Source organism: Allobosea thiooxidans (assembly GCF_900168195.1).
GTDB lineage: Bacteria > Pseudomonadota > Alphaproteobacteria > Rhizobiales > Beijerinckiaceae > Allobosea > Allobosea thiooxidans.
On sequence record NZ_FUYX01000003.1, the window covers coordinates 10,012 to 22,203 of the forward strand.

Here is a 12,192-nt window from a genome sequence, read left to right on the forward strand (position 1 = left end):
TCCGACGAGCCGTAGGAGATCTGCTGGCTGATCAAATTGCCCACAAGCAGACATCGCCAGAGTCCGGTAAGGGCCAGTTGGCGAAGTCCGCCCCTGGCAGATGCGAGCCTTGTGGCGAGGATTGCCTTGCTCATGCGTACCAGCGCGCCGACCTCTAACGGCGTCGAGGCTGGGGCGACAAAGACGTGACGCCTACGGGCGATTCGTACGCGGGCGATATGAGTCAATCATCACCTTGGAAGTGAGCTCGACGCCCGGCTTAGGCCGGGCGTCCAGAGGCAGATTGCGGAACTCGACCGACAATCGCGGCAACACTATGCCTCTCTCTTCATTCACCGAGATCGGAGCGATCACGAGCACCCGGTCGTTGAACCGCAGGTGTTGCACTTCAGGCAGGTGCCGTTGCGGACCAGCGTGAAGTTGCCGCATTCGCCGCACGAATCGCCGACATAGCCCTTCATGATCGCTTCGGCCCGGCGCTCCGACTGGGTCGGCTGGGCGGCCGGGGCCGAGAAGCCGAGCTTGGCCATTTCCGCCTCGCTATAGGCCTCCGGCTCGTCCTTCAGCGCGGTCGCGCCGGCGGTTGCGAGGCCGGTCGCTGCCGGAGCCATCGAGCGGGCGACTGCGTCATTGGCCGCGCCGCCGCCCTGGATGGCGAGCAGGTTGATCGGCTTGCCGCGGCGGAAGCCGGTGGAGGCGAGGGGGGTCGTCACGACCGGGGTCGCATCCGGCGCCTTGTCCTGGCCGACGCCGCTGCCCATCACGTCGTGGCCGATCTCGCTCGGGTCGACATGGGCGAGGTCGTTGCGGCCGAGATAGGAGATCGCCAGCTCGCGGAAGACGTAGTCGAGGATCGAGGTCGCGTTCTTGATCGACTGGTTGCCGGCGACGAAGCCCGAGGGCTCGAAGCGGGTGAAGGTGAAGGCCTCGACATACTCCTCCAGCGGCACGCCGTATTGCAGGCCGAGCGAGACCGCGATGGCGAAGTTGTTCATCATCGCCCGGAAGGCCGCGCCCTCCTTGTGCATGTCGATGAAGATTTCGCCGAGGCGCCCGTCCGAATATTCGCCGGTGTGGACATAGACCTTGTGGCCGCCGACCGTGGCCTTCTGGATGTAGCCCGTGCGGCGATCCGGCATCTTCTCGCGCTCGCGCTTGCGCTCGATGCGCTCGACGATGCGCTCGACGATCTTCTCAGAGATCTGCGTGGCACGCGCCGCCATCGGCTGGGCGACCAGCGTGTCGACGGCGTCGTCGGCCTCGTCGTCATCGTCCGAGATCAGCGCCGCGTTCAGCGGTTGCGAGAGCTTGGAGCCGTCGCGGTAGAGGGCGTTCGCCTTCAGCGCCAGCTTCCAGGAGAGCATATAGGCGCTCTTGCAGTCCTCGACCGTGGCCTCGTTCGGCATGTTGATGGTCTTGGAGATCGCGCCCGAGATGAAGGGCTGCGCCGCCGCCATCATGCGGATATGGCTCTCGACCGAGAGATAGCGCTTGCCGATGCGGCCGCAGGGGTTGGCGCAATCGAAGACGTTGTAGTGCTCGGTCTTCAGATGCGGGGCGCCTTCCAGGGTCATCGCGCCGCAGACATGGACGTTGGCCGCCTCGATCTCGGCCTTGGTGAAGCCGAGGAAGGGGAGGAGCTCGAACGACATGTCGTTGAGCTTCTCGGCCGGGACCTTGAGCGTACCGGTGAGGAAGTCCTCGCCCAGCGTCCACTTGTTGAAGACGAACTTGATGTCGAAGGCGCTCTTCAGCCCCTTCTCGACCGCCTCGATCTTCTCATCGGTGAAGCCCTTGGCCTTGAGAGAGCCCGGGTTGATGGCCGGCGCCTGCTTCATCGAGCCATGGCCGACGGCATAGGCCTCAATCTCGGCGATATCAGCCTCGCGGTAGCCGAGTGCGCGGAGCGCATCCGGTACGGCGCGGTTGATGATCTTGAAGTAGCCGCCGCCGGCGAGCTTCTTGAACTTCACCAGCGCGAAATCGGGCTCGATGCCGGTGGTGTCGCAATCCATGACGAGGCCGATCGTGCCGGTCGGCGCGATCACGGTCGCCTGGGCGTTGCGGTAGCCGTAGCGCTTGCCCTGCTCCAGAGCCTCGTCCCAGACGATGCGCGAGCGCTCCGCCATGGTGACGGCCGAGCCGCCGAGACGGGCGAGCGTCGCATGGTCGAGCGGAACCGGGGTGACGCTCAGGCCCTCATAACCGTCGGCGAGGCCGTGCGCCGCCGTGCGGTGGTTGCGGATGACGCGCAGCATGTGGCTGGCGTTCTTCTTGTAGCCGGGGAAGGGGCCGAGCTCGCCGGCCATCTCGGCCGAAGTCGCATAGGCGACGCCGGTCATGATCGCGGTGAGCGCGCCGGCGAGAGCGCGGCCCTCGTCGCTGTCGTAGCCGAGGCCCATGGTCATCAGCAGGCCGCCGATATTGGCATAGCCGAGGCCGAGCGTGCGGTACTCGTAGGAGAGCTCGGCGATCTCGCGGCTCGGGAACTGCGCCATCGTCACCGAGATCTCGAGCACGACGGTCCAGAGCCGGCAGAGATGCTCATAGGCCGCGACGTCGAAGCTCTTGGTTTCGGTGTCGTAGAACTGCAGCAGGTTGGCGGAAGCCAGGTTGCAGGCGGTGTCGTCGAGGAACATGTACTCGGAGCACGGGTTGGACGCCCGGATCCGGCCGGAAGCCGGGCAGGTGTGCCAATCGTTCATCGTCGAGTTGAAATGCAGGCCGGGATCGGCCGAAGCCCAGGCGGCGTAGCCGATCTTCTCCCAGAGGTCGCGGGCCTTCAGCGTCTTGTGGACCTTGCCGGTGGTGCGCGCGGTCAGGTTCCAGTCGCTGTCGGTCTCGACGGCGCGCAGGAAGTCGTCGGTCAGCGAGACCGAGTTGTTCGAGTTCTGGCCGGAAACGGTGAGATAGGCGTCGGAATCCCAGTCGGTGTCATAGGTGTCGAAGGAGATGTCCTTGTAGCCCTGCTTCGCGAACTGGATGACGCGCTTGATGTAGTTGTCCGGCACCAGCGCCTTGCGAGCGAGCTTGATCTCGCGCTTCAGGGCCGGGTTCTGCTCGGGATCGAAGCAGGAATCGCCGTCGCCCTCGCAGTTCACGCAGGCCTTGAGCACGGCCTTCATGTGCTTCTTGACGGTCTTGGAACCGGTGACGAGAGCGGCGACCTTCTGCTCCTCCTTCACCTTCCAGTCGATATAGGCCTCGATATCCGGATGGTCGGCATCGACCACGACCATCTTGGCGGCGCGGCGCGTCGTGCCGCCCGACTTGATGGCGCCGGCGGCGCGATCGCCGATCTTGAGGAAGGACATCAGGCCCGAGGACTTGCCGCCGCCGGCGAGTTTTTCGCCCTCGCCGCGCAGCATCGAGAAGTTCGAGCCGGTGCCCGAGCCGTACTTGAACAGGCGGGCCTCACGGACCCAGAGGTCCATGATGCCGCCCTCGTTGACGAGGTCGTCCTGCACGCCCTGGATGAAGCAGGCATGCGGCTGCGGGTGCTCGTAGCTCGACTTCGACTTCACCAGCTTGCCGGTCTTGAAGTCGACGTAGAAATGGCCCTGGCTCGGGCCGTCGATGCCATAGGCCCAGTGCAAGCCGGTGTTGAACCATTGCGGCGAGTTCGGCGCGACGCGCTGGGTGGCGAGCATGAAGCGCAGCTCGTCATGGAAGGCCTGGGCATCCTCTTCCGAGGTGAAATAGCCGCCCTTCCAGCCCCAATAGGTCCAGCAGCCGGCAAGGCGGTCGAAGACCTGCTTGGAGGAAATCTCGGAACCGTAGCGCTCGCCCTCGGGCAGCTCGGCGAGAGCGGCCTCGTCGGCGACCGAACGCCAGAGGAAGGAGGGGACGTCGTTCTCTTCGAACTTCTTCAGGCGCGCGGGCACGCCCGCCTTGCGGAAATACTTCTGCGCGAGGACGTCGCTGGCGACCTGCGACCAGGCCTCCGGCACCTCGATGCCTTCCAGACGGAAGACGATCGAGCCGTCGGGGTTCTTGATCTCGCTGACGGCCGATCGGAACGGGATCGCGGCGTAGGGCGACTGTCCGGCGGTGGTGTAGCGGCGCTCGATGCGCATGATCTTCGTCCCTTATGTGCCGCGGACTTGCCAGAAGCCTCGCGCGGCCGGTGGATCACCGGCTCCGGATGTCTGCCCAAACTCGGTTCGATGCCTTGTGGGTCCTCCGCGGTGTCGCCCCGCCGATGGCCCCGGACGCGCCCAAAATGCACGCGCGATCCCGTTCGCTTCCGTTTGCGCGGATGCGGCGGCAGGCCCGTGAGCACTCTGGAAAACTAGGGTCTCGCAGTCATCCAGAGGGGGTGCCGCCGGCCGTCATGCGATGGTCAAAATCTAGCGCCGGTTGCGGTTGCGCGTCAAGGAATAGTGCTGACTGATCCCCGTGGACACGACATCTGGTAGGAATGTGTGGGTTGTGGGGATAAGTTGCAAGGCCTTGGCTAAGCCTAGGAAATGGCGGCGAGAATCGCCAGCGCCGGGCTAGATTGCCACAGGGGCGCGCCGAGATCAGTCCCTAAAATCCCCGCTATTCATAGTTGACGAAGACTGAAGACCGGCTGCCGAGGAGGGGCGCCGCAGGCAGCGGTTTCAGCGTCCGCCGCAAGTGCTTGAACACGGTGCGTTTCACGGCCTGATCGTGGCGAGGGACCGGCCGAATCACGGCGAAATTCCGGCGGGGTGCGGCAAGAGAATCAGGCCCGAAACAATCGGCTGTGGATTGGCCGGCTATCCATCGGGCCGCGTCGTCCTCCGGTTCTCCGCTTCGCTGCGATGGGATGACGGGCGGTTGCGCGACATCGTGATATGTCGGATCGCGTGGCGGCCGGTCGCATGGCCCCTGCGTCGCCGAATCCGGGTTCCGAGACTGGACAGGGCAAGGCGCTGGGGCCATAAGTCGGCCCGGACGCGCCTGCATCTTTGCACGGCGCCTTGCACGCATGGACGAAGACGATGAAGGACTGGCTGCTGCAGATCTTCACCTGGTGGAACGGCCAGACCATCGGCACGCGCTTCCACACCTGGCGCTTCGGCGAGAAGGTCGGCGAGGACGAGTTCGGCAATGTCTATTACCGCACCAAGGGCGGGGTGAAGGACAAGGCGCTCGGCTTCCAGCGCCGCTGGGTGATCTACAAGGGCGAGGCCGAGGCCTCCAAGGTGCCGCCCGGCTGGAACGGCTGGCTGCACCACACCGTCGACGTCGCGCCCTCCGAAGAGAACTACCAGCCGCGCGAGTGGCAGCAGCCGCACCAGCAGAACTGGACGGGCACGGCGCTGGCCTACCGGCCGCAGGGCTCGACGCTGGCCGAGGGCGAGCGCCCGGCCGCGACCGGCGACTACCAGGCCTGGACCCCGGGGCGCTGAGCGCCGAAGGCGTCCGAACCAGAGATTCCCAATGAAAAGGGCCGCGTTGAAGGGCGCGGCCCTTTTCATGTCTTCTGCCATGGCTCGGCGAAACCTCATTCCAGCGGCGGCAGCCGTGCCATGAAGTCCCGGATATGCCTGGCGATCTCGGGCGCATGCGTTTCCAACGCAAAATGGCCGGCGTCGAAGAGATGGACCTCGGTGCCGGGCACCTGCTCCCTGTAGAATTCGACGGCCTTCAGCGTGAAGAACGGGTCGTTCCGGCCCCAGGTGACCAGAATCGGCGGCTGCCGGTCGCGCAGATAGCGCTGCCAGGCCGGATAGGCGGCGAAGTTGCTCTGGTAGTCGTGCAGCAATTCGAGCTGGATCGCGTGGTTGCCGGGCCGGTCGAGCCCGGCCTGGTCCATCGTCCAGCCATCGGGAGACAGGCGCTCCTTCAAGGTCGCGCCGTGCTCGTACTGGAAGCGCGTGGTCTGCGGCTGCAACAGGTCGCGAAACGGCTGTTCCGTCACGGCGTTGCGCTTGGCCCAGAAAGGCGCCATCGGCGCGGTCACGTCGGGGTTCCAGCCCTCGGCGTTGGCGACCGCGTTCTGGATGATCAGGCCGCGCACCCGCTCCGGCTGGCGCAGGGCAAGGCGGAAGCCGACCGGGCCGCCATAGTCATGAAGGTAGAGCACGTAGCGCTTCAGGCCGAGCTTGTCGGCCAGCCCCTCGATCATGTCGGCGAGCCGGTCGAAGCGATAGGCGAAGGCCGAAAGCGCAGGGGCGGCGCTGTGGCCGAAGCCGGGATAGTCCGGGGCGATCACGCGATAGCGGTCCGTCAGCCGCGGCATCAGATCACGGAACATGTGGGAGGAGGATGGGAAGCCGTGGAGCAGCAGCAGGACCGGCGCATCGGCGGGGCCGGCCTCGCGATAGAAGAGCTGAACGCCCTCGACCTCGACCGTGCGGGACAGAACGGGCGGCGCGTCGGCATGAGCTGCGATCGGGGGAATGGACATGGACAGAACTCCCATCAGAAGGGCGAAGCGGAGATGTCGTGCAATCACGATGTAACCTCTCAATATCGATTTCATCGGTGACATTTGACGAGAAACCAGTCAATCGATATTTTAGAGGTTACGACTGGGCGTGAGATCTGGATGATGGCGGCTGCAACCAGCGACGAGTTCCGGGACGGTTTTCCGTTTCTGGCCGGGCAGCTCTGGCTCGACCTGCTGAACACGACTCCGACGCCTGGCGGTGTCGCTCAGGACCTGATCGCGACTCCCGGCGATGCCGCGCGCTGGCTTGCTGCTTCAGGGCTCGCCGGCAGCACCGGCACGCCGACGCCTGATGAGATCGGAGCCGAGCTGCGCGCCCTGCGTGAGGAATTGCGCCCGGCAGTGGAGATCCTGGCCAGAGGCGAGCCGTTGGCCGAGAGCCTGATGGCATCGGTCAACCGCCGGCTCGCCGGTCTGACGGGGCGCCATCAATTGCAGCAGCGATCCGAGGGGTTTGCGCTGAGCTTTGTCCTCGACAGGGGAGTGGCGGCGCCTGCGGCCCTCATCGCCCGGGATTTCGCCGCTTTCGTCTGCGAGGCCGAGCCGGACCGCCTACGGCATTGTGCCAGCGACTGCTGTTCGCTCGTCTTCTACGACAGGGGGCGGAACAATACGCGGCGCTGGTGCTCGATGAGCGCCTGCGGAAACCGTGACAAGGTCGCCCGCTTCCGCGCTCGGCGCGTCGGCGCCGGCGGCTGAACCGGCCTTGCCTGGGGCAACGCCCTTTTTCCGCTGCGTTTACCGTGTTACTGCGCCTCGTCGCGGTCCTTCCGCGCTGTCGAAGAGATTCGCGCCAGCATGCCGTCGTTGTTCCGCTTTCAAACCCTGGCCGGCCTCGTCACGAGTGCCGCAGCGATGCTGGCCGTGATCGGCCCGGCCCATGCCGACCGCATCCGCAATCCGACCGCGGTCTTCGCCGGGCTCGACAAGATCACCGGCCGGATCATCTCCTTCGAGGTGGCAGTCGACGAGACGGTGCAGTTCGGCGCGCTGCAGCTGACGCCGCGCGTCTGCTGGACCAGGCCGCCGACCGAGGCGCCGCAGACCGACGCCTTCGTCGAGGTCGACGAGGTGACCTTCAAGAACGAGTACCGGCGCATCTTCACGGGCTGGATGTTCGCCGCCAGCCCCGGCCTGCACGGCGTCGAACATGCGATCTACGATGTCTGGCTGACCGACTGCAAAGGCGGGACCGAGCTCGTGGTCGATCCCAAGGAGCCCGAGCCGCCGCCGGCTGCGCCGGCGGAGGATCCGCGCCGCCCCCGCAACCAGGCTCAGCCGACGCAGCCGGTCCCCGGCGGGCGCATCGATGTCGAGCCGCCGCGCGGCGTACCGGTGCAGCCGCAGCGGCCGAGCCAGCGCTTCTTCCCCACCAATCCGGGCCAGGGGCGCGACCCGACGGGCGGAGGCGGCTGATCCATGGCCCGCGTGACCGGCATCGGAGGGCTTTTCTTCCGTGCGCGGGATCCGCAGGCCCTTGCCGCCTGGTATGAGCGCCATCTCGGCGTCGACGACCTGAACAAGTCGGTATGGCGCCAGGAGGCGGGCGCGACGATCTTCGGCCCGTTCGCCGAGGCGACCGAGTATTTCGGCCGGCGCGAGCAGCACTGGATGGTCAATTTCCGTGTCGACGACCTGGACGCGATGATGGCGGATCTGCGTGCCGCCGGGATCGCGGTCGAGACGCGGGCGGAATGGGATTCCGAGGTCGGGCGCTTCTGCCGCATCCACGCTCCCGAAGGCAATCCGATCGAGCTCTGGCAGCCGGCACCGGGTTTCGACGGCAAGGCGGGCTGAGCCGGTCTTCGGGATTCTGCGTGCGGAACCTCAGAGCTCGGCCAGGGCTTCCCGGCCGGTGACGCGCTGGCCCTGCGGCCAGGCATGCCATTCGCCCCGGTGCCGCAGCGCCTCGTCGAGCAGCAGGCGATAGTCGTCGCGCGCGATCTCGAGGGTGCCGAACTGGGCGAGGTGGCCGGTCTGGAACTGCGTGTCGAGCAGCTGATAGCCGCCGCGCCGGAGGCGGGCGACCAGATGGACGAGCGCCACCTTCGAGGCGTCGGTCTCGCGGTGGAACATGCTCTCGCCGAAGAAGGCGGCGCCCAGCGACAGCCCGTAGAGCCCGCCGACGAGCCTGCCTTCGCGCCAGCACTCCACCGTGTGGACATGGCCGAGCGCGAAGAGTTCGGCGAAGATCACGCGGATGCGGGCGTTGATCCAGGTCTCGGGACGGTCCGGGCGAGCTTCGCCGCAGGCGGCGATCACGGCCTCAAAATCGCTGTCGACGCGAATCTCGAAGCGGTCCGAGCGGACGGTGCGGGCGAGGCGGCTGGACAGATGGAAGCCGGCGAGGGGGATGATGCCGCGCAACTCCGGCTCGACCCAGAACAGCCCGGGATCGTCGGCGGTTTCCGCCATCGGGAAGATGCCGGCCGCATAGGCGCGCAGCATGATCTCCGGCGTGATCGCGGGTGAACGGACGGGCACGGAACGGGCCTTCATGACGCGATGGGAGCGCGGGCCGGGCGGCGAGTCAAACGCCGTTTCCGGATCGCCGGGCGAGACGCGCTTCTGCAAAGCGCTCCTCAGGACGAGGGCAGAGGGCGGCGGTTCACGCCGCCGTCTTTCCGGGGCAAGCCGAAGGCCTGAGCCCGAAACCCAGAACCATCCTAGCCATCGTCATGCTCGCCCTTGTGGCGAGCATCCACGTCTTGAACACCGCCCTTGCGGAAGGAAGACGTGGATGGTCGGGACAAGCCCGACCATGACGGAAACGCGGTGTCCATGGCTTCCGGGCTCTTCGCCGTCGCGAAGCCCGGAATGGCTGCCGTGGCCCGGGGTAGAGGCAGCCGCGCACCGTCATGCCGGGGCTGACGCGAGCTGGCGCGGATTCATCCGAGCCTATCGGCCATGGCTTCAGGCAGGGCCTGAGGTCATGGCCGCAAGAGGCTGATAAATCAGCCTTCCGTAGACTCTTCGCCCGCCGCCTCGTCGCCGGCTTCCTCACCGTTCTCGCCGTCGTCGTTGATGCACTCGACGGAGACGACCTTCTCGTCCTTGGCGGTGTTGAACACCGTCACGCCCTGGGTCGAGCGCCCGGCGATGCGGATGCGGTTGTCCGGGCCGGCATCGACCGGCACGCGGATGAGCTGGCCGCCATCGGTGACGAGCATGAGCTGGTCCGAATCGAGGGCCGGGAAGGAGGCGACGAGCTTGCCGTTGCGGTCGTTGACGACCATGGCGACGATGCCCTTGCCGCCGCGCCCGGTGACCCGGTACTCGAACGACGAGGTGCGCTTGCCGTAGCCCTTTTCCGAGACGGTGAGGATGAACTGCTCGGCCGCACCCATCGCGGTGTACTTCTCGAGCCCGAGCTCGATGTCGCCGGCGCTCTCCTCGGCATCGGCCTCGACCACGGCAGCGGTCTCCGGGCCGTCCTCGGCCTCGCCGGTGAGCGCCCTGCGGGCTGCGGCGGCGCGCTTGAGATAGGCGGCGCGTTCGTCGGGCGTGGCGTCGAGGTGGCGCAGGATCGCGAGCGAGATGACCTTGTCGCCCTTGGCCAGGTTGATGCCGCGCACGCCGGTGGAGTCGCGGCCCTTGAAGACGCGCACTTCCGGCACGGCGAAGCGGATGCACTGGCCGCCGGCGGTGGTCAGCAGCACGTCGTCGTTCTCGGTGCAGATCTGCACGTCGACGATGTGGTCGCCCTCGTCGAGCTTCATCGCGATCTTGCCGGCGCGGTTGACGTTGACGAAGTCGGACAGCTTGTTGCGACGCACGCCGCCCGAGGCGGTGGCGAACATCACGTCAAGCGTCTCCCAGCTCGCCTCGTCCTCAGGCAGCGGCATGATGGTGGTGATGCGCTCGCCGGCCTCGATCGGCAGCATGTTGACCAGCGCCTTGCCGCGCGCATTCGGTGCCGAGAGCGGCAGCCGCCAGACCTTCTCCTTGTAGACCTGGCCTTCGGAGGAGAAGAACAGCACCGGGGTGTGCGTATTGGCCACGAACAGCCGCGCGACGAAATCCTCGTCCTTGGTCGCCATGCCGGAGCGGCCCTTGCCGCCGCGGCGCTGCGCCCGGTAGGTCGAGAGCGGCACGCGCTTGATGTAGCCGCCATGCGAGACGGTGACGACCATGTCCTCGCGGGCGATCAGGTCCTCGTCGTCGAGGTCGGAGCCCCAGTCCTGGATGTCGGTGCGGCGCGGCGTGGCGAAGGCGGTCTTCACCTCGTCGAGCTCGGCCTTGACGATCGACTGGATGCGGGCGCGCGAGCGCAGGATGTCGAGATAGTCCGCGATTTCCTTGGCGAGCTTCTCCAGCTCGTCGCCGATCTCGTCGCGGCCGAGGGCCGTGAGGCGGGCGAGGCGCAGCTCGAGGATCGCCTTGGCCTGCGCATCGGAGAGGCGGTAGGTGCCGTCCGGGTTCATCGGGTGGCGCGGGTCGTCGACCAGCGCGATCAGCGGGGCGATGTCCTCGGCCGGCCAGTCGCGCGCCATCAGCGCCTCATGCGCGTCGGAGGGCGTCGGCGCCGTGCGGATCAGACGGATGACCTCGTCGATATTGGCGACCGCCGTGGCGAGGCCGCAGAGCACATGGGCGCGCTCGCGGGCCTTGTTGAGCAGGTAGCGCGTGCGCCGGGAGACGACCTCCTCGCGGAACTCGACGAAGGCCGAGATGAAGTCCTTGAGGTTGAGCACCTCGGGGCGGCCGCCGTTCAGCGCCACCATGTTGGCGCCGAAGGAGGTCTGCAGCGGGGTGAAGCGGTAGAGCTGGTTCAGCACCACGTCGGCCACGGCGTCGCGCTTGACCTCGATGACGACGCGCACGCCCTCGCGGCTCGATTCGTCGCGCAGGTCGGAGATGCCCTCGATGCGCTTCTCGCGCACCAGATCGGCGATCTTCTCGACCATCGTCGCCTTGTTCACCTGATAGGGAATCTCGGTGACGATGATCGCTTCGCGCTCCTTGCGCAGCTCTTCGATATGGGTCTTGGCCCGCATCACGATCGAGCCGCGGCCGGTGTGATAGGCCGAATGGATGCCGCTGCGGCCCATGATCGAGGCGCCGGTCGGGAAGTCCGGGCCTGGGACGATCTCGATCAGGCTGTCGATCGAGATCTCGGGGTTGTCGATATAGGCGACGCAGGCATCGATGACCTCGCCGAGATTGTGCGGCGGGATGTTGGTCGCCATGCCGACGGCGATGCCGCCGGCGCCGTTGACGAGCAGGTTCGGATAGCGCGCCGGCAGGACCGTCGGCTCATGCTCCTTGCCGTCGTAGTTCGGCTGGAAATCGACCGTCTCGAGGTCGAGGTCCGCGAGCAGCGGCATCGCCGCCTTGTCGAGGCGGGCCTCGGTGTAACGGTCGGCGGCCGGGCTGTCGCCGTCCATCGAGCCGAAATTGCCCTGGCCGTCGATCAGCGGCAGGCGCAGCGAGAAATCCTGCGCCATGCGCACCAACGCGTCATAGACCGCGAGGTTGCCGTGCGGATGGTACTTACCCATCGTGTCGCCGACGATGCGGGCGCATTTGGTGTAGGGCCGCTCGGGCAGGTTCTTGTTCTCGTGCATCGAGAACAGGATGCGGCGATGGACCGGCTTGAGGCCGTCGCGGACATCGGGCAGAGCGCGGCTCACGATCACGCTCATGGCGTAATCGAGATAGCTCTTCTTCATCTCGTCGGTGATCGCGATCGGCTTGATGTCGCCGCCGAAATCCGGGGCGTCGTCGCGCTTGTCGTCGGTATCGTCGCTCAAGGAGAAATATCCCGATTC

General features: G+C 66.6%; 8 protein-coding genes. 4 read left to right on the forward strand and 4 right to left on the reverse strand.

Annotation, left to right across the window (positions count from 1 at the left end):
- Positions 1-350: 350 nt before the first annotated feature.
- On the reverse strand, positions 351-4,076 hold the full coding sequence (locus B5Y19_RS05980; RefSeq protein ID WP_055730359.1) for a vitamin B12-dependent ribonucleotide reductase: 3,726 nt from the start codon (positions 4,074-4,076) through the stop codon (positions 351-353).
- Between the two features lie 891 nt (positions 4,077-4,967).
- Here B5Y19_RS05980 and B5Y19_RS05985 point away from each other — a divergent pair.
- On the forward strand, positions 4,968-5,378 hold the full coding sequence (locus B5Y19_RS05985; RefSeq protein WP_055730358.1) for an NADH:ubiquinone oxidoreductase subunit NDUFA12: 411 nt from the start codon (positions 4,968-4,970) through the stop codon (positions 5,376-5,378).
- A gap of 95 nt (positions 5,379-5,473) precedes the next feature.
- On the opposite strand, the gene B5Y19_RS05990 is transcribed toward B5Y19_RS05985, so the two are convergent.
- A complete protein-coding gene (locus B5Y19_RS05990; protein WP_244555495.1) occupies positions 5,474-6,379 on the reverse strand; it encodes an alpha/beta fold hydrolase in 906 nt (301 codons plus the stop codon).
- Between the two features lie 84 nt (positions 6,380-6,463).
- On the opposite strand from B5Y19_RS05990, the gene B5Y19_RS26410 reads away from it, so the two are divergent.
- From B5Y19_RS26410 to B5Y19_RS06005, 3 genes are all read left to right on the forward strand, one after another.
- Positions 6,464-7,120 (forward strand): CGNR zinc finger domain-containing protein, encoded by a 657-nt coding sequence (locus tag B5Y19_RS26410; protein WP_079591240.1) that lies wholly within the window; start codon positions 6,464-6,466, stop codon positions 7,118-7,120.
- Between the two features lie 99 nt (positions 7,121-7,219).
- Entirely contained in the window at positions 7,220-7,837 is a 618-nt protein-coding gene (locus B5Y19_RS06000; RefSeq protein ID WP_055730355.1) for a DUF2155 domain-containing protein, read from the forward strand.
- 3 nt (positions 7,838-7,840) lie between these two features.
- Positions 7,841-8,218, forward strand: coding sequence for a VOC family protein (locus B5Y19_RS06005; protein WP_055730354.1), 378 nt, complete (start codon positions 7,841-7,843; stop codon positions 8,216-8,218).
- 30 nt (positions 8,219-8,248) lie between these two features.
- On the opposite strand, the gene aat is transcribed toward B5Y19_RS06005, so the two are convergent.
- On the reverse strand, positions 8,249-8,920 hold the full coding sequence (gene aat, locus B5Y19_RS06010; protein WP_079591319.1) for a leucyl/phenylalanyl-tRNA--protein transferase: 672 nt from the start codon (positions 8,918-8,920) through the stop codon (positions 8,249-8,251).
- Between the two features lie 455 nt (positions 8,921-9,375).
- Positions 9,376-12,093, reverse strand: a complete 2,718-nt coding sequence (gene gyrA, locus B5Y19_RS06015; protein ID WP_139384304.1) for a DNA gyrase subunit A — start codon at positions 12,091-12,093, stop codon at positions 9,376-9,378.
- Positions 12,094-12,192 lie beyond the last annotated feature (99 nt).